General features: G+C 45.0%; 14 protein-coding genes. 3 read left to right on the top strand and 11 right to left on the bottom strand.

All coding sequences use genetic code 11. From position 1 onward, the window contains the following. Positions 1-287: 287 nt before the first annotated feature. The 3 genes from R8O11_RS09980 to R8O11_RS09970 all read left to right on the top strand — a co-directional run bounded on the left by R8O11_RS09980 (position 288) and on the right by R8O11_RS09970 (position 3,696). Positions 288-2,093: a sensor histidine kinase gene (locus R8O11_RS09980; protein ID WP_269334366.1), complete on the top strand. Its 1,806-nt coding sequence runs from the start codon at positions 288-290 to the stop codon at positions 2,091-2,093. A gap of 4 nt (positions 2,094-2,097) precedes the next feature. After that, positions 2,098-3,435 (top strand): sigma-54-dependent transcriptional regulator, encoded by a 1,338-nt coding sequence (locus R8O11_RS09975; protein ID WP_017819922.1) that lies wholly within the window; start codon positions 2,098-2,100, stop codon positions 3,433-3,435. A gap of 78 nt (positions 3,436-3,513) precedes the next feature. Continuing rightward, positions 3,514-3,696 (top strand): hypothetical protein, encoded by a 183-nt coding sequence (locus R8O11_RS09970; RefSeq protein WP_021034161.1) that lies wholly within the window; start codon positions 3,514-3,516, stop codon positions 3,694-3,696. Between the two features lie 33 nt (positions 3,697-3,729). Here the strand turns inward: R8O11_RS09970 and R8O11_RS09965 are convergent, their stop codons facing one another. From R8O11_RS09965 to R8O11_RS09915, 11 genes are all read right to left on the bottom strand, one after another. Continuing rightward, positions 3,730-5,091 (bottom strand): TRAP transporter large permease, encoded by a 1,362-nt coding sequence (locus tag R8O11_RS09965; protein ID WP_005382255.1) that lies wholly within the window; start codon positions 5,089-5,091, stop codon positions 3,730-3,732. Positions 5,092-5,094: 3 nt separating this feature from the next. Continuing rightward, on the bottom strand, positions 5,095-5,769 hold the full coding sequence (locus tag R8O11_RS09960; protein WP_213915666.1) for a TRAP transporter small permease: 675 nt from the start codon (positions 5,767-5,769) through the stop codon (positions 5,095-5,097). Positions 5,770-5,839: 70 nt separating this feature from the next. Continuing rightward, complete coding sequence (locus R8O11_RS09955) at positions 5,840-6,838, bottom strand: TRAP transporter substrate-binding protein (protein WP_318194105.1); 999 nt, start codon at positions 6,836-6,838, stop codon at positions 5,840-5,842. A gap of 212 nt (positions 6,839-7,050) precedes the next feature. Continuing rightward, positions 7,051-8,520, bottom strand: coding sequence for a protein adenylyltransferase SelO (locus tag R8O11_RS09950; RefSeq protein WP_262630303.1), 1,470 nt, complete (start codon positions 8,518-8,520; stop codon positions 7,051-7,053). A 176-nt stretch (positions 8,521-8,696) separates the two neighbouring features. Beyond that, positions 8,697-9,509, bottom strand: a complete 813-nt coding sequence (locus R8O11_RS09945; RefSeq protein WP_171343112.1) for a sugar transporter — start codon at positions 9,507-9,509, stop codon at positions 8,697-8,699. A gap of 172 nt (positions 9,510-9,681) precedes the next feature. Further along, positions 9,682-12,666, bottom strand: coding sequence for a M6 family metalloprotease domain-containing protein (locus tag R8O11_RS09940; protein WP_182016607.1), 2,985 nt, complete (start codon positions 12,664-12,666; stop codon positions 9,682-9,684). Between the two features lie 360 nt (positions 12,667-13,026). Beyond that, positions 13,027-14,394, bottom strand: a complete 1,368-nt coding sequence (locus tag R8O11_RS09935) for a TrkH family potassium uptake protein (protein WP_171343114.1) — start codon at positions 14,392-14,394, stop codon at positions 13,027-13,029. Further along, positions 14,391-15,053: a potassium channel family protein gene (locus R8O11_RS09930; RefSeq protein ID WP_005388291.1), complete on the bottom strand. Its 663-nt coding sequence runs from the start codon at positions 15,051-15,053 to the stop codon at positions 14,391-14,393. The genes R8O11_RS09935 and R8O11_RS09930 overlap by 4 nt, the downstream gene beginning before the upstream one ends. Before the next feature lie 250 nt (positions 15,054-15,303). Further along, positions 15,304-16,512 (bottom strand): DEAD/DEAH box helicase, encoded by a 1,209-nt coding sequence (locus R8O11_RS09925; protein WP_005382264.1) that lies wholly within the window; start codon positions 16,510-16,512, stop codon positions 15,304-15,306. A gap of 99 nt (positions 16,513-16,611) precedes the next feature. Further along, positions 16,612-17,352, bottom strand: a complete 741-nt coding sequence (locus R8O11_RS09920; RefSeq protein WP_080960101.1) for a transglycosylase SLT domain-containing protein — start codon at positions 17,350-17,352, stop codon at positions 16,612-16,614. Positions 17,353-17,563: 211 nt separating this feature from the next. Continuing rightward, positions 17,564-18,808 carry an NAD(P)/FAD-dependent oxidoreductase gene (locus tag R8O11_RS09915; RefSeq protein WP_064376288.1) on the bottom strand — a complete coding sequence of 415 codons (1,245 nt, stop codon included), beginning with the start codon at positions 18,806-18,808 and terminating at the stop codon, positions 17,564-17,566. Position 18,809: the final 1 nt, after the last annotated feature.

Raw genomic sequence — 18,809 nt, 5'->3', positions numbered from 1 at the left:
TCGAGCCAATAGCCACTATGTGGACATTGTCTGCGCTAAATTCTCGAATGCTGACCCATTTTTTCTTCAAAAATGCGATTCAGACACCGTCTAAGCATCGCCAGCATATCTAGAATGGGGACAATAGCGACTTTTTCAAGAGAATCGACCGGTTTTTTTATCGAAAAGCCTAAAAAGAGATCTTGCTCTTGTTTTACTCCACAGAGTTGAAAACTAAATCCCTAATCCTTCCTACAAACTATTAACATTTTCTTACGTGACCAAAGGAAGTTGTAAGGAGTGTAAGGATGTCGCAAAAAAAACGGATTCTGCTGACATTTTTTGCTTTCTATTTCCTGTGCGCAATTATCGCTGGCCATTGGGTTTGGCAGACCAGTTATCAATCTCTACTTGATAAACACCAATCACAGCTTGAGCAATTTTCTGGCCATATAAAAAATAAACTCGATAAGTACGCCCATATCCCAAATCTTCTCGCTAAAGATGATCCACTTTATCAAGCGCTTCTGCACCCCAACAACAGTGCGCAACTGGAAATCACTAATCGGTATTTAGAATCCGTTAATGGCGTGATTGAAGCAGCGGATACGTACTTAATCGATCAATGGGGTACAACGATCGCGGCCAGCAACTGGCGTAAACAGCGCTCCTTTATCGGGCGAAATTTTGCATTTCGCCCTTATTTCAAACAAGCCATTGTAGGCAAAAGAAGCCAATACTACGCACTGGGCTCAACATCTGGTAAACGTGGCTACTACTATTCTTATCCCATCATATACGCTGGCGGTGTACTTGGTGTCGTCGTGGTGAAGATGGACCTAAGTAAGATAGAGGACAACTGGCAGCAACCAAACAGTGTTTTTGTCGCCAGCGACCCATACGGAATTGTTTTCATGAGTAGCCGAAGTGAATGGCTACTCAAAAGCTTACAACCACTGACAAAAAAAGAGAAAAAGCAAGTTTGGGCAAGCCAACAATATCTTGATGCGCCAATTGAAACGCTTGGATTAGTGGGTAGTTTGGACGAGGTGCATTCTGAGCTTAAACAGGGTTACCCATACAATAAAGGAACCTTGGTGGTCTCTTCGCTGCCCCTTCCCGAACTCAAACTGACAATTCGTGTGCTGTCTCCTAAACAGTCGATCGTTTGGTTCACCATGGGTTACATCTTTGTACTCACTCTAGCATTCATGGTTTTGTTTTTAATTGGTCAGCTTATCTATCACCGTCAACAGCGTCACTTGCAACTTGAACGAATTCAACAAGAAGCAAATCAAAAGTTGGAATATCAAGTCATGGCACGGACTGCCGAGTTGCAAGCGGAGATCGCACAGCGTATCGATACCGAGCAAACTTTACGCGTTACTCAAGATGAATTGGTGCAAGCGGCGAAACTCGCGGTGTTAGGACAAATGTCGGCCAGTATCAGCCATGAACTGAATAATCCACTTGCAGCAATTCGTAGCTTTGCGGAGAACGGCAAGCTGTTTCTAAAAAAAGAAAAATATGAGCGAGTGGAAGATAATCTCACTCGCATTTCTGCTCTCACTGACCGTATGGCAAATATCAGTCAGCAACTTCGCTCTTTCGCCAAAAAAACCAGTGGTGACGAGTTGGCTCAATCTCGATTGTTCCCTGTGATAGCCTCTGTAAAAGAACTGATGAAGCCCGCATTTAAATCAGGGCGCGTCACGTTAGAAACAAATTTGCCAGAGCATGATGTTGAAGTGCAGATCAATATTATTCAACTGGAGCAAGTGTTGGTCAATTTACTGACTAATGCGATAGAAGCACTCAAAGAACAACAAGACAAACAGGTAGAATTATCTGTAGAACACGATGAGCACACTGATTTAGTTTGGATTCATGTTGATGATAATGGCCCAGGACTTGGCTCTTTCTCACTTTCTGATTTATGTGAGCCGTTTCTAACCACTAAACTGAACGGTTTAGGTTTGGGTCTCTCTATCTCGCAACAAATCTTAGCCAGTATGAATGGAAAATTATGTGCCCATAATCGAGAACAAGGCGGCGCTCGATTCTCATTGTGTTTACCTATCACTTCTTACAACACTGAACCATCAAAAGGATAAGATCATGTGTCAGGTGTTTTTTATTGATGATGAGGCCGATCTCAGACTCGCTATAGAACAGACCTTTGAACTTGCGGATATCGACGCCAAGTTTTTTGTGGATGCAGAATCGGCTTTAATAGCGATGCAGCAAGGAGAAGAAGCTGGCGTCGTGGTCACTGATATCTGTTTACCGGGCATTTCTGGTATGGATATGCTAACAACTTTGACTCAACGCGATGCAAACTTACCCGTCATCATGATCACTGGACACGGTGATATTTCCATGGCAGTGCAAGCCCTTCATCAAGGCGCTTACGACTTTATTGAGAAACCTTTTGCGCCAGAGCATTTGGTTGAAACGGTTAAGCGGGCGATTGAGAAGCGCAAACTAACCAATGAAAATGAAAAACTGCGCCTGTCACTTAAAGCCAGTAAAACCCTTGGCCCACGAGTTATTGGTGAAACCTCTAGCATCCAAATATTACGAGAGACCATCACCCAAATTGCCGATACCGACGCCGATATTTTATTGTTTGGTGAAACCGGTACAGGGAAAGAGTTAATCGCTCGTTCTTTACATGAGCAAAGCTCTCGCCGGAACCAAAACTTTGTCGCCGTAAATTGTGGAGCGGTTCCAGAGAACTTAATTGAGAGTGAACTCTACGGCCATGAAAAAGGCGCATTCACTGGCGCCGAAAGCCGTCGTATCGGTAAATTTGAGTTTGCACAAGGCGGCACACTTTTCTTGGATGAGATCGAGTCGATGCCTATCCAAGCCCAAATTCGTTTATTGAGGGTATTACAAGAGCGCGTGATTGAGCGTGTCGGTTCAAATGAATTATTGCCTTTAGATATTCGAGTGATTGCCGCAACAAAGGTCGATTTAAAACACGCAGCTGAAGAAGGTACTTTCCGTCAGGATCTCTATTATCGGCTCAATGTCGTGACCTTGGATCTCCCGCCACTACGCGAACGAAAAGAAGACATTCCAGCCCTCTTTCACCACTTTCTGTTGGTAGCAGCTTCACGTTATGGCAAAAGCTCACCTAGCTTGTCACCCCAAGATCTAGCGCAACTGATGAGCCATGACTGGCCTGGCAATGTTCGAGAACTCAGAAATGCTGCAGAGCGTTTTGTGCTATTGGGTAAGTTAATTCAGTTGGGAGAATCAAACCCAGTCGCTAAGTCTTCCTCAAGCCTTGCAGAGCAAGTGGCGGAGTTTGAGAGAGCAGCCATTGAAGGCGCTTTATTAGAAAACAACGGTAGTATTAAACAGACAATGTGCCAATTGAATGTGCCAAGAAAAACCCTTTACGACAAGATGCAGCGCTACCAAATAAATAAAGACCTTTACAAATAAAACACGTTCAAATAGCTGGCATTATATTCAACTTGAATCATAATTTTTAACAACGGGTTTATCATGGTTGTTATAGATATGAACGAAAAAGTGAGAATACCGATTGTTACAGATACCGTGCTCGTAGACGGTTGCTATCAAGAAGAGAGAAGATTCGGTGAAGAGCGTCGTAAAAATAAAAAGAGGTGGCGACACTATGAACGTCGAATTAATTCAGACCCGCGCAAAACTTGTTACAAGTCAATAGACGAAGAGGTGTGAATTCTCACACCTCTTTCTACTTTCTGGCTTCCATTACTTGGTAATGATCTCCGGCCCCATCAAGGTAGTAGGCAACCAAGTCGAAACCCATGGTACATATGTGACGATAATTAGGAACAAGAACATCACTCCAACCCAGGGTAATGCTGCCTTCACTACGTTCATCATCGACATTTTGGCAACACCAGCGGTCACAAATAAGTTAAGACCCACGGGCGGCGTTATCATTCCTATCTCCATATTCACCACCATCATTATGCCCAAATGAATTGGGTCTATACCTAATGCAATCGCAATTGGGAACACGAGCGGCGCAACAATGATCAACAAGCCTGATGGCTCCATGAACTGACCACCAATCAGCAACAAGACGTTCACCACAATCAAAAAAGTGATTGGTCCGAGACCAGCCGAGAGCATCGACTCGGTGATCATTTGCGGGATGCGTTCTTCCGTTAAAACATGCTTCAAAATTAAGGCATTAGCAATGATGAACAGCAGCATGATGGTGAGTTTGCCCGCTTCATACAGGGTGTGTTTCGTGTCTTTATGAACAAAGGTTTGGAAGATTTTAACGAGCGCAGGTTTAGTGTTTTTCTTGTCTGCAAATGGCCCCATGTCTTTGTATACAAAGTTAGCAATAAAGAATGAGTACACAGCAGCAACCGCAGCGGCTTCTGTCGGCGTAAAGATACCGCCATAGATACCACCAAGAATGATGACGACCAACAACAAGCCCCAGCTTGCATCCTTGGCGGCATCAAAAGTTTCTTTCCAACCGACAAAAGGTTGCTTTGGAAGGTTCTTGATTCTCGCGGCAATGTAAATCGCGATCATCAACATGACACCCGCCAGCAAACCGGGAATCACACCACCAAGGAACATACGTCCAACTGACACATCCGTTGCGGCTGCATACACCACCATCACAATCGAAGGTGGGATCAAAATCCCTAGCGTACCTGCGTTACAAATTACCCCAGAGGCAAACTCTTTTGAGTAACCGTTTTTGATCATACCTGCGATAACAATACTACCTATGGCAACAACCGTTGCAGGTGAGGAACCTGACAACGCGGCAAACATCATACACGCTACAACCGAAGCCATCGCCAAACCGCCGCGGAACCAGCCTACAATGGCAATGGCGAAACGAATGATCCGCTTTGCTACGCCACCCGTCGACATAAAGCTTGAAGCCAATATAAAGAATGGAATAGCCAATAGCGTGTAGTGGCCCGCGAATGCATTAAACAGCGTTTGAGCAACTGACGCTAAAGAGGCATCCGAATGCATTAAAAGGAAAAGAACACTGGAAAGGCCCAGCGAAATAGCAATTGGCACGCCAACCAGCATAAAGCCAATTACCATCAAAAATAGAAATAAGATATCCATGGCTTATTGCTCCTTGTTTTTAGCGTCTTGCGAGGCCTTTGGAGCCATTACGTCTTCAGCGTCACTCATCTCAGCTTTAAGAGATTCGAGCTCTTCCTCCGCTTCATGTCCTGCAATCAAGCGATCGAGCTTACCAGTAGCGATTTGCCACGTGACTTGAACAAATCTAAACGTTAGTAGCGCCATTCCAAGTGGCAAAGCGAAGTAAGGAATAAAACGTGGCAGCTTTTCATAACGCTCTCCCTCATTTAACCAGTCGGCCATGAACTGGAGTATTTCAGGCATCGGAATATCGTCCGTTTCATACCACGCTCGGTCGGTAGCGAACGGATACCAGTAGTTCCAAGCGCCAATTAACAGCAAAATAGAGAAGGCTAAGCAACACATTGCTGCAAAAAGCGCCAGGGCTTTTCGTTTACCTTCCGGAACGATGTTAATAATGACATCGACACCAATATGAAAGTGTTTTTTCACACCATAAGATGCGCCAACCAACACCATCCATGCGAACATGAAAACGGTGAGCTCAAGCGCCCAAAGAATATTGTCGTTAAAGACATAACGAAAGATGACATTGGCAAAGGTCAGCAAGGTCATGGCACCCAAGAAGAAAGCAATCAAAGTCTCTTCAATGGCATCGGTGATTCGTCCAGCCTTGACAAAAAAAGTCTGTTCCATAATTACATCACGTCGTCTGTAGGGGGAAAGAGCCCCCTCAGTTTGAGAGGGCTAAATGTGCTAGCTGTTATTATTTTTGGTTAGACGCCAAAGCGGCTTCGATTAGGTCAGAACCAATGTCTTTTTCGAACTTCTTCCATACTGGTTGAAGTGCAGTGACCCACTCTTGGCGCTGTTCTGGCGTTAGAGTACGAACCACACCACCGGCTTCGATGATATTGTTCTTATTCGCAAGGTTTACTTTGGTTGACTCAGCATTACGCTGCGCAGTTACCTCTTGAATAATGGTATTTAACTGCTCGCGCTGATCATCTGGTAGGTTTTTCCAGAAGTCGTTTGACGTCACAACTAAGTAATCCAGAATTCCGTGGTTCGTTTCCGTAATGCCATCTTGAACTTCGAAGAATTTTTTGCCGTAAATGTTTGACCAAGTATTTTCTTGACCATCAATAACCTTAGTTTGCAAGCCGCCGTAAACTTCTTTGAACGACATTTTTTGTGGGTTAGCACCTAGCTGCTCAAACTGAGCAACGAGTACATCAGAGGCTTGAACACGGAACTTAAGTCCTTCAGCATCAGTTGGAGAAATGAGCGGCTTGTTGGCTGACATTTGCTTCATGCCGTTATGCCAAAACGCAATGCCTTGTAGGCCACGACGTTTCATTGAATTTTTCAGCTTTTCACCCGCTTCCGAGTTTTGGAAACGGTCAACCGCGTCGACATCATCGAACAAGAAAGGAAGATCGAAAAGGCGGTACTTCTTGGTGAATTTCTCAAACTTAGAAAGAGAAGGAGCAGCGAGTTGAACATCACCATTCAGTAGCGCTTCCAACACTTTGTCATCATCATAAAGTGTTGAGTTAGGAAACACCTGCATACAGACTTTACCGTTCATCTCTTCGTTGACGCGCTTTTCAAGTAACGAAGCCGCGATGCCTTTAGGGTGTTTGTCCGCGTTCGTTACATGGCTAAACTTGATGACCGTTTCACCCGGGTCACAATTTGCGGCAGCATTAAGACTGGTAACAGCAAGTGCAGAGACAGATAGTAGAGTTAGAGGCTTAAACATTATTATTCTCCTTGTTGAATCACATCCCATCCCGTCCATGAGTAACTAGGTGTTAGGCGATGGGTACGGATGTTCAACAAAGAGCAATTAATGGACCATGTTAAAATTTATATGCATTTCAATAAATTAACAAAGCCCATTAACATGAATCAGAAGTGTAACGAGTGAATTCCACCCAAGAAAAAGATACAAATGGGTGGGAAATGACCCATTTATGAAGAACAGCTTATCTCCATTTTCTTCCCCCATTCCGGTGGCAATTTCGCGTAATCATCAAACTCGGGTTGCTCATCAAATGGGCGTTTTAACAGTTCGGCCAATCGGTGTAATTCGCTAAAGTCCCCTTCTTCCGCTTTATCAATCGCCAACTGAGCCAAGTAGTTACGCAAGATGTATTTGGGATTGGCTTGACGCATCTGTTTGCAACGCTGTTCGGTTGAAATCAGGCCCCCTAGTTCATCAACCTCTAGCTCACACCGAGCTAAATACAGATCAAGCCAAGCTCGCGCTGCTTCTCGGTCGAGAAATAAATCGATTACGGCTTGGGAAGGCGCATTATCAAGGTTTGAAAGTGTTCTGAAGAAGCGAGTGTAGTCCGTTTTGTTCTGGTGAAGAAGCTCAAACATAGCTTCAAACAAACGCCCGTCTTCCGCTATCTTAGTTTTTAAGCCCAACTTCTCACGCATGAGGCGGCTGAACAGCTGGCTTAAATGAACTTCAAATTGACTCAACGACGATTCTAAATCTTCTCGTTCAACGAGTGGCGATAGCGCATGCGCCAGTGCTGACAGGTTCCAAAGCGCAATTCTAGGCTGTTGATCAAATGCGTAACGACCCTGGTAGTCTGAATGATTACAAATGTATCCCGGCTCATAATCATCAAGAAAGCCAAACGGACCATAATCAAAAGTTTGCCCAAGAATTGACATGTTATCGGTATTCATCACACCATGCGCAAAACCAAAAGCTTGCCAATATGCGATCATCTCGGCTGTTTTAGTCACGATGGCGTCAAACATCGCGGCATATGGTTTCTCCGCCGATGCACAGTCAGCAAAGTGCCACTCAATCACCTTATCCGCCAACAGCTTCTGCTCTGCTAACTGGTTGGTGTAAAAGAAATGCTCAAAGTGACCGAATCGAACATGGGTTTCAGCCATTCGAAGTAACAAAGCGCCCGATTCCGTTTTTTCTCGATAAACAGGTGTATCACTGACCATCATACCGAGAGCACGTGTCGTGGGAACCCCAAGGCCCGCCATGGCTTCACTGCACAAGTACTCACGGATAGTTGAGCGTAATACCGCTCGCCCATCTCCCATTCGCGAGTAAGGCGTTAGCCCTGCACCTTTGAGGTGAAGATCAAACCAAGTACCATCCTGATGCTCAATTTCTGCCAACAGTAATCCACGTCCATCGCCCAAATCTGGGTTGTAAACGCCAAACTGATGGCCTGCATATTTCATCGCAAGAGGACGAAATTGTTCGAATTCACTTAGCCCAGAAAAAACCGCCAATAACTCATCGTTTTGCTCTTCTGGTAAACCAAACTGCTGTGCAAACTCACCATTCCAAGCGACCCAGCGAGTGTTGTCCAAGGGTTGTGGCTCGACCAACGTATAGAACGCTGACGGTAATTGACTAAAGCGATGGGTGAAATTGACCCGTTGCCAAATGGACATGTAGGGTTCCTTAATAAAAAGAAGTACTGTTGTGAGTATACGTGTGAATGTCCCTGTCATTCAGCCATGAAATGGGCATGGGTATTTTGCGTGAATAACGCGAAGGCGGCAGGAAGGTATCAACCTGCCGCAGACCGTCTCCTAAACGGAGGTAGCATGTAAAAACGATCAAAGGGTTAAGCGGAAAATTCTTCACCCGTTTTTGGTGACTGTGATGGCGTATCAAAACGAGCGCGTTCGATATCCACTACCGTTTTATAGCTCAATGATAACAATGCCAGCTGGTACGCGCCAAAAATACCATAGGCCACACCGACGAGGCTCAACATAAAGAGATTCGTAAAGTGGCTAAAGATCAGCTGACTGAGCAAGCCCGCACCCAATGGAATTAGTCCCATCAAAATGAATACTTGTTTGTTGTATGCTCTGCTCTGGTTCCACGAACGACGCAAACTGCGAGGCTGATGATCCATTGCAGTCGCTGGCAACACAAATGACCATCGCGCCATTACCCAATAGCCGGGAATGCTTGCAATCGTTGTGATAATAGCCATAGCAACAAAGTCGGCTTCACCACTTTCTGCAATGTAGATAAACGACAACACAAAGATCGGGATACCAATAACGAGCATCATCATCAGTCCAAACAGTATCCACCAGCCTATGAAACGGAATTCTCGAGCTGACAAACGAAATACATCCAACGCAGAGTGCATGTAATCGCCGGCTAAATAAATTCGATGCACACGCACAGCCGCCATAGCGGCAACAAGTGGGTACAAAATAATTGTGACGAAATAAAATCCTGAGACATTGCCTTCTTGAACGTTCGCTTGATCTTTCCCCGTCATTTCAGGATACATAAAAGCAAAAATTGAGTGCACGATAATCAACGGAATACAAGCAATAACAATTGCGAGTAGATTCCTTCTGACCATCACTGCCGCTTCTCGGCATATTTCCGAAACAGAAAAGGCCTCGGTAGACATATAACATCCTTAGTTCATAAAAATCGGCCCCTAGGGTAACCGCAGAGTAGAAAAATCGCTTTAAAAATAATGAGAAACACATCTCATAAGACAATGAGAACGAAACCAAAATAGATCAGATAAAAAATAAGCCACTCAATGTGAGTGGCTTATACCGCAATTCAATACCGTTTTAGACGCGACGTCGCCAGCCTAATGTTGCAAGTAACATCAAAGCCCAATAAGAAACACTGCCGCTACCTTCTGAGTTCTTGAATGTCGTTGTCTTCAAAGAAGCAACAACCGTCACGATAACTTCCCCCGTAGCAGTGGCACCATGACCATCTGAAACCGTATATTGCAGCTTGATGCCGTCAGTAGGGCTATCCGGTGCTTGAAAACGGATTTTGCCATTCTCTACACTCGCACTTCCCACACCCGTTACGTTCTGTACGCTTTCTACAACCAGTTTATCGCCGTTCACATCCGAATCATTGCTCGCTGCATCAATCAGAATACTTTCACCAACGGCAACGGTCGCCGTATCTGCAAGCGTAAGTGGCGCTGCGTTTTTCATGGTTAAATCGACGGTAGCACTGGACGTTTCATTACTAGGGTCAGTCACGGTTAAACGGAATGTCAGAACCTCACCCGCTTTTGCACCTTGAGGCACCGTAAAGCTTGTGCTAACACTGGTTGCATTGCCAAGAGAAACTGAAGTGCCAGCCAACTGCTCCCATTTATAACTCAACACATCGCCATCAGCATCCGTACTATTTAACGCAGACAACGTGACTCGCTGCCCAACCGTCATGTCTTTATTATCAACATCAATCACGGCCACTGGCGCTTCGTTGCTGCCAAGCACTTCCACCTGCACATTCACGATTGAAGATGAGTACGCACCATCAACCGACAACAAACGATATTGGAAAGTGTCCAGACCAACGAAGTTAGCTTCAGGTTGGTACTGGTTGCCAGAGATGGTGCCGTGCTCAGGCTTCTGCACAATGTCCACATTGAACTGATACCCTACCGCCATGAAATCATTGTCCATCAGGTTCAGTTTGATTGGCGTATTTTTATTGGTTTGTAACGAATCAGATTTCGCTTCAACCAAGTTGCTCGCATCCACATTTAATAATGCTGCAAACGGAATATAAGAGAACCCGGCTTTTTCTAGACCAAACGTGCCAATCTCACTGTAATCACCAGTCCACATTACAGGTAGGGAGGCTTTTTCAGTTTTTAGCAAGCGGCCGAAGTCAAAGTTTGCATCAAATTGACCGCCTTCCAATTCAACGACCAATAAGTGCTGACCCGCACTCAATTGGCTTGATTGGGGGAATAAAATTCGAGATGACTTTTGGAAGTTACCTTGCTGTAAAAGCTCAGCGTTGTTTTGATTCAATATTAATCGATAGCCAATGTTTCCAGAAAATGGGAATCGCCAAACTCGATAAGTCATGTCACTTTGAGCGCTATCTCTTTGCGCGTAAAGTTGAAGGCCATCAAGCTCTGTATCACTATTCAAGTCCAGTGACACCGCCAGAGTGTTACTCCCACTCGCGTACACATAACCTTGGTGAAGAGAGTTCAGCCATGCTGATTTATTTGGTTCGTTTGTATGTTCAAGAGAAAAACTACCACCGTTGGTGTTGCTGGCAATGTTGGAAATACGAACCCCAGTATCAAACCCTGTGATCGCTCTCAGACCCGGGGTCGATGTATCTGAAATGACATCGCCACCATTAGGATATAAATCGTCAGCGTCACTCCTACCATCATTTTCTAACTCATTCAGACCATCAGCCTGCATGATTTGAACCTGCATCGCGCCAACATCATTAAAGCGGTTCTGGACATTAACCGACGTCGCCAGGATACCTTCAGCCGCCAATGCTCGGTCGTAACCGCTAAAGGTGCGATTTTCCAAGTAAATACGTGGACCAAACTCTTTCAAGTACGGGTCGAGATACACCAGCTTGACATCGTCGTTGTTCACAGAAATAGGCGCTGGACTTTCATGAGTTACCGTTGGTACAACAAAACCAGCAGCGTGTTTGCTCCATGCACTCATGTTCACCGGAGTGTCGCCAGCGTATGAATCTCCCGGTTTCTGCGCCCATGAACCGCCACCCATCACGCCCCAAGAGCCAATCGAGGCATCACTGTTCCTTGCGTACAAATCCGGTAAGCCAAGCATTAAGTGACCAAGCTCGTGTACGATCACGCCCAACGTCGCTTGATGATCAACTTGATAGTCAGCGAACACACAATAGTCTGTGATCTTTTTACCATCTAGTGTGACATCATCGTGAGAGAATTTGTGCGGCCAAATCGCAGGACGGTTGAGAACCCCTGTTGAACGATCGCCCCCCGCAAAAATAAACATGACAGAGAGTTCTGACGGTTCTACGGTACCATTTTGATTGCTGTCGTAGGCCGAAAGATTAAAGTATGGATCCAGTTTTTGATAAGCCTCGGTGAAAACCGCATTCAACTTGGCGGTGCATGTCTTATCAGTCGAACTAGAGTGACAGTTAGGGTGGCTTTGTGCCACAGTCACATCTATCACACCGTCATTGGCGGTGCCGTAACTCTCAAGTGCAGGAACAACTTTGAATTTACCTTGAGAGTTTTTATCAAAGTAATCCACAACGCTTTGACCATTGGTATTAAATACGCGTTGCTCAAAATCATGCACCATTGCTTGGTCATCAAACGAAACTTGCACAACCAATAGGGGCTGCTGCTTCACCGTTGAACTGCTCATCGCCTGGTAACCTTGCGCCGAACGCAGTAGGTTTTTTCGTGCCATCGGCTCAATGGTTTTTAGAGAAGATAATTGCGGTTTAACTTGTAAATCCGGGCGAAACTTCGCCGACTCAGGTGGCTCACTCGACTGCGTTTTCACCACACCTGTCGAGATCAATATTGGCGTGTCTGACTCGCGCTGAATCTGCGCGAAAAACCAAACGCCGTCTTCCTGAAGTAAGGCATTGCCCTGCTTATCTTCAAACCAGTGGAAATCTGCCGTTCCACGTAGAATTGCCTCACTGGAGCTACCATCGCTCAACGCAATAGTATGCCAAACCGGCGATGGCGGAGTAGTTGCCATGCTCTTCCCTGCAAGAAGCGCAGTTAGCATAGCCATGGCGAGTGTGTTGAATTTCAAAGTACGACTCCATCTTTTCGATTCGTTCATTCATACCAAGCACAACAAACACAAAGTAACCCTATGGGCATAGAGTAAGACTGAGTGACTATTGACGAAGGCTGGTATCAATTCGCTCAGATAACACGACGTAGTTTGGTGTCACACTACAAAAGCGTCGGATTCCAAAACGCTGTTATGAGCGTAGCTTCTGAGAATATAAATTGAGTGAATGAATAGTATCGAAACGAAAGGAAGAAGAAATGAACTTCTACGAATTTATAGGTAAAACTGGGCAACATTCCACATATTCTATAAATGTACGAGCACTGCTATTAATCAATGCTCGTAGTGGTCGCGCGGCCATTGTTTAACGCTATATTAACCTGTAAGAACGGCGTCTTCTGGGTATTTGACCAAGGTAGGTTCAGGACGTGCCAACATGTAGGCAAGCGTGAGCGGCCCAATACGACCAATGATCATCACCACGATCATAATGTATTTACCAGGTTCAGAAAGTTCCGCAGTCAAACCGGCGGTGAGCCCCACTGTGGCAAATGCGGAAATGGTTTCAAACATAACTTTATCAAAGCTGGCCTTCTCGGTAAGCATCAATAAAAACATTGCGCTTGTCAGGATGGCTCCGCTCACAACGATAATTGCCAGTGACTTAGTCACAGTTTGCCAATTTATGGTTCGCTTAAACATAACCACATGTTTCTTTTGGCGTAAAAAGGTCCACGTAGCCATAAACGCAACAGCAAATGTGGAAACTTTAATACCGCCCCCCGTTGAGGTGGAACCCGCTCCAATTAACATCAGAACAATCATGACCAGTAAGGCTGGCTGGGTAAACAGCGCCAAGTCAACACTATTAAACCCTGCCGTTCGAGCACTCGCAGATTGAAAGAATGCCGCCAACCATTGCCCTGCTGCAGGTAAAGACGCCATTGTGTTTGGGTTGCTTCGTTCAAGTAACCAAAACAGCATCGTTCCGACTAAGAGCAATATCGGTGTCGCAATCAGCATGATTTTGGTGTGAAGATGCCAAAAGTGGAAACCTTTGCGCCAGTTTAGCCAGATGTCACCCACAACAGTAAAACCAAGCCCGCCAAAAATGAATAGCCCCGCCAGTGTAAAGATAACCAACGGATCATTCACAAAGCTCATCATACTGTCAGAAAACAGCGCGAACCCAGCGTTGTTAAATGCAGAAATTGCATGAAACAAGGCGTAAAACATACCAGTCTGCCAGCCCATTTCAGGGACCCAGCGGATAGAGAGAAAAATAAACCCGATCGTTTCTGCAACAAGCGCGAAAACAACAATCCGCTTTACTAGTCGGTGTAGATTGACTTGCCGATCTTGCCCTAATGCTTCTTTCGCCAGCGCTTGTTGACGCAAACTCAAACGCACGCCGAACATATAGAGTAAGACCGCCGACAAAGTCATCTGCCCCAACCCACCGATTTGCATTAAAAACATCAGCAAGATTTTACCCGCAAGCGTAAAGTGTTGCCCAGTATCGACAACACCAAGCCCTGTCACACTAATAGCGGACGTTGCGGTAAACAAAGCATCCGTTATCGACAGGCCCGTAACAGAAAAAACTGGCAAGGTTAGCAATACCGCAGAAGGCAGTAAAACACCGAGAAAACTGAGCAATATAATTCGCGGTTCGTTGCCTTTCGCTTTCTCTTGTTTACCATCTGGTGCGTAAAAAACACCTTTCTGATGAAAATACGTCATAGCGATTTTAATTTATTTGCGAGCGCATCTTGAGGGCCGACCACAATAATTAGGTCACCAATTTCTAGTGTGGTATTAAGGTCAGGTGCCTTGGTAATTTCTGGGCCCCGTTTAAACCCTAGCACTTGCACGCCATCGACTTTGCACAGAGCCAAATCACTTAGTGTCTTACCCATCCAACGAGAGCCAATCACAAACTCCGTCATAGCTAAGCCACTGCCTAATGGGTGGAACTCAAGAACCCGTTTATCGAGCATTTTACGCGCGACACGTATTCCCATGTCACGCTCAGGCATGATAATGTGGTCTGCGCCAATTTTTTGCAGAACACGAGCTTGGAAGCGGTCGTTGGCTTTAACCCATACTGACTTTACTCCCGCCTCTTTAGCAATCAATGTCGCAAGAATACTGGCATTGACATCCGCTCCGATGGCAATCATCACCATGTCGTAATCATCAAGTTTGAGCTCAGCAACCGTCTCTTCGTGAGTACAGTTAGCCACAACCGCCTGACTAACAAAACTGGCGGCTTCTTTAACTCTGTCTTCGTTGATGTCAACGGCTAAAACTTGAGCGCCTGAATCTTGTAACTCTTTACACACTGCCAAACCAAATCGGCCAAGACCAATAACGGCGAATTGCTTATCACCTGTTTTCATTTGTGCCCCATCTTATGCATTCATTAGCAAGCAAAAAAGTTTGCGCCCATTCCTTACCTTGTGCAAACCTGCGGACAGATAATTGACAAAAGCTTAACGCACCTTGATTCACTTTACGTGTTAAGCGTATGACACTGATTAACTTTTTTCCTCATTACCGAATAGAAACCGTCGCGATGGCTACATAATTGGATGCCTTAAAACGCAAAAAGCCGCAAGAATGCGGCTTTTAGATCATGGGATAAACTGGCTATTTTGATTCGCGCTTATCGTGCGGTTTACGTTTATTCTTAGGCACGTAATTTAAAATTGAAATTGGTACTGGCTTTCTTGGCGCAAAACCTTCAATTTCCACTCGCTCTAGCAAGTGCCCTAAACGACTTTCAATCATGCAGAGGTTCTTAAAGTCGTCTTTTGAAACCAGTGATATCGCCTCACCTTTCGCGCCAGCACGACCTGTACGACCAATACGATGTACATACTCATCCGCTGGGTAAGGTAAATCGTAGTTGATGACAACTGGCAGATTATCAATATCAATACCGCGCGCAGCAACGCCGGTTGCGACTAAGTACTGGATTTCACCCGCTTTAAACTTTTCTATTAATTCCTGGCGAACACGCTGATTACGGCCACTGTGGAATGCTTCTGCCACAATGCCACGTTTCTCAAGTTGGCTTACCAGTTTGGCTGCGCCGTGTTTAGTTTCAATAAATACCAGTACTTGCGACCAGTCATTTTCTTTAAGCAAGTGACTTAACAGCGACGACTTCATGTCTTTATCGACGGTCGTGATCCACTGTTTAATATTTGATTTTGAGGCACTGTGCTTTGCAATCGTGATCTCTTCAGGATCAATAATCGCATTTTTCGCCAAGTCACGAACAGGGTTAGATAACGTCGCTGAGAACAGCAAACTTTGCACATGTTCTGGCATACAGTCGACGATTTTGTCGATCGCATCGATGAATCCCATATCCAACATTTTGTCGGCTTCATCAAGCACTAGCATTTCCACTTCATCAAAGTGAATCGCGCGTTGACCGTACAGATCAATCAAACGCCCAGGCGTGCTTACCACAATATCGACACCCTCGATCAAGGCTTGTTTTTGTGGTGCATAATCCACACCACCAAACATCGCCATTGAGCGTAATGGTAAGTTTTTACCATAAGCTTCAATACTTTGATGAACCTGAAGCGCAAGTTCGCGTGTTGGCGTTAGGATAATCGCACGAGCGCGTTTTTTACGTTGCGTTTCGCCTCGACTAAGCTTTTCTAAGATTGGCAGAACAAAACTGGCCGTTTTACCTGTGCCCGTTTGCGCTGCTGCAATTAAATTGCGGCCACGCAATACGATTGGAATGGCTTTTTGTTGGATAGAAGTGGGTTTTTCATAACCTAGCGCTTTTACTGCATCAGCAATCGATGCGCTTAAACCAAGCTTAGAAAATGGCATAGAAAGGTCTCAACAGAGGAAATGGGCGCGTAGTGTATCAGAATCCCCGTGAAGTAACAGAAGGATTCATGCGCGAAAAACTAGGAACATGACACAATCTTAGCCCATGAAATTGGGCTGCAAACCTTTTTCTAATTTTTTCCTCACTTTGTAGGAAACATCATTAAGCGTGATTTTCCCCGTTTTGTGGCGGTCGATACCTGCATTCTGTCGATAGGCAATTGAGCCTTGTCTGAACAAAACGAAAGACGGCGGTTTACCAATCGCAGCAGGGTAGAGAATGGCCATGTAAGCATCTTCTAAGCTATTAATTTTATTTCGATAGGGCCAATAGTACGCTTTCACATAGTCAAGTTGTTCAAGCGCGCTCATTCTCGCAAGAGTCTTTGTGTTCACTCCTAATGACTCTGCGGTAGAGGGCATAAATTGAATTAACCCTGTAGCCCCGCTTCCGGAACCATTTTTGATGCTTGGACTGAAAGTTTCAGCAGTTTCAAATGCCATGCACGCCATAAGATGATTAGGATTGATCTTTAGCTCTTTACTAATACGGATGACTTTAGATTTGAACTCTGGAGAAACTTTACCTCCCCACGCTACCGCGTTCTCGGGATCTGCAATCGAAGAGACCGTTGATGCGTCATGTTCTTCGACAATTTTAGAAAGTAGAGGAAGCGTTTGGCGTAGTCGATGGCTCGAACTCACCAAGCGAATTGATTTGGTAAGAAACTTGTCTTTTTTTTGGTGTAGTTTTTGGAACTTTACTAACTTATACAGTTGCTTATAAACCGTTTTCACAACGAAGCCGGATGTAGGGAACACTCCCAGAATGTAATCCATTTCCTACAAATTTAATATAAATATCAGCAACAGGAATTCTAGATGTGATCAGTGTCACCATAAAAATTCTCAAATTCGATACACGCCGATGTAAGTGGTCAATGTGTCTCCAACACGCTAGAAGTAAAAGTAAAGAGGCATTAAAAAGGTCTTACCAATTTTTTTGGTAAGACCTAGGCTTACTGATTCTCGGATAAGCGAATGTATATTCTTACAGTTCAGCTTCCCGAACCAGTTCTGCAAGCGTCGACAAACGCTGCTCACTTTGTTTTACGTAAGGATTATTCGTATCCCAAGCATATCCAGCCAAAATCGCACTAATCATCTGTTTAATACGTGGGTTCGGGTTTTGATAGAAAATCACATCTTGCAACGTGCCGTTGTACCAGCCTTCCACATAAGTGCGGAATGTGTTCACTCCCACCATTAAGCGTTGCGAGTACTCTTCTTGCCAATCAACCTTTTCACCATTCAGCTGACGAACCAAGCAGTCCGCTGCAAACTCTGCCGATTTCATGGCGATAGTGACACCCGATGAAAATACAGGATCAAGAAACTCACCAGCATTACCAAGCAACGCGTAGTGCTCTGTCGCTAAACGTTTGACGTTAGCAGAATAGCCACCCAACTCGCCTGCTGGATTCGGGTAATTCGCGTTTCGCAATAAAGCAGCCAAACCCGGCTCTTCATTGGCTAACTGCTGCAACGCTGCAATCTTATCTTCTGGGTATTTTTCGAAAAATTCTGGCTCACCCACCACACCAAACGAACAGGTACCATTAGAGAATGGGATTAGCCAGTACCATACGTCGTGATTTTCAGGATGAACTGAAATTAAAATTTTGTTGCGATCGTATTCCGGCTCTTGGGGAGAGATATGATCTTCGATATGGGTAAAGATCGCTTTTCTAGGCGGAAGACAAGAAGGTTCTTCTAGCTCCAACAAGCGTGGTAAAACACGCCCAAAGCCACTTGCATCCAGCACAAAATCTGCTTCGATTTGATAAGCCTTCTTATTTGAGTCGAGCACTTCTAATCGAGACTTTTTCCCTTCAAACACTAGGTTGAGCAGCTCATGCTGATAACGAATCTCTACGCCTTGCTCTTCAGCGCTATCTGCCAATACTTTATCAAAGTTGGCACGTTGAACCTGAAACGTCGTGCCCGGTCCTGGTGTGTATTTGTTTGTAAAGTCGAACTGGGTGTATACGCCATTACGACGAAATGCAGCACCATCTTTATACTGGAAACCAAACTGCTTTACTGCATGAGTCATTCCTGCTTGTTCAACAACTTCCATACATGCAGGGAGTAGGCTTTCTCCTATGGAAAAACGTGGAAAAGTCGCTTTTTCTAAGACAACAACATCTATGCCACGCGATTTTAATAACGCAGAAACGGTTGAACCTGATGGCCCCGCTCCTACGACAACAACTTGCTTGAGCTCTGTTTTCATT

It is taken from the genome of Vibrio sp. 1288, assembly GCF_033344475.1.
Note: the sequence above shows the minus strand (reverse complement) of the source record. Positions and strands in the feature narration are given on the sequence as shown.

Bases quoted from the DNA above. Each gene is read 5' to 3' on its own strand.
- R8O11_RS09950 (WP_262630303.1), bottom strand. From the start codon at position 8,520: ATGTCCATTTGGCAACGGGTCAATTTCACCCATCGCTTTAGTCAATTA.
- R8O11_RS09980 (WP_269334366.1), top strand. From the start codon at position 288: ATGTCGCAAAAAAAACGGATTCTGCTGACATTTTTTGCTTTCTATTTC.
- R8O11_RS09915 (WP_064376288.1), bottom strand. From the start codon at position 18,808: ATGAAAACAGAGCTCAAGCAAGTTGTTGTCGTAGGAGCGGGGCCATCA.
- R8O11_RS09920 (WP_080960101.1), bottom strand. From the start codon at position 17,352: ATGGATTACATTCTGGGAGTGTTCCCTACATCCGGCTTCGTTGTGAAA.
- R8O11_RS09925 (WP_005382264.1), bottom strand. From the start codon at position 16,512: ATGCCATTTTCTAAGCTTGGTTTAAGCGCATCGATTGCTGATGCAGTA.
- R8O11_RS09955 (WP_318194105.1), bottom strand. From the start codon at position 6,838: ATGTTTAAGCCTCTAACTCTACTATCTGTCTCTGCACTTGCTGTTACC.
- R8O11_RS09930 (WP_005388291.1), bottom strand. From the start codon at position 15,053: ATGAAAACAGGTGATAAGCAATTCGCCGTTATTGGTCTTGGCCGATTT.
- R8O11_RS09960 (WP_213915666.1), bottom strand. From the start codon at position 5,769: ATGGAACAGACTTTTTTTGTCAAGGCTGGACGAATCACCGATGCCATT.
- R8O11_RS09970 (WP_021034161.1), top strand. From the start codon at position 3,514: ATGAACGAAAAAGTGAGAATACCGATTGTTACAGATACCGTGCTCGTA.
- R8O11_RS09965 (WP_005382255.1), bottom strand. From the start codon at position 5,091: ATGGATATCTTATTTCTATTTTTGATGGTAATTGGCTTTATGCTGGTT.
- R8O11_RS09945 (WP_171343112.1), bottom strand. From the start codon at position 9,509: ATGTCTACCGAGGCCTTTTCTGTTTCGGAAATATGCCGAGAAGCGGCA.
- R8O11_RS09975 (WP_017819922.1), top strand. From the start codon at position 2,098: ATGTGTCAGGTGTTTTTTATTGATGATGAGGCCGATCTCAGACTCGCT.
- R8O11_RS09935 (WP_171343114.1), bottom strand. From the start codon at position 14,394: ATGACGTATTTTCATCAGAAAGGTGTTTTTTACGCACCAGATGGTAAA.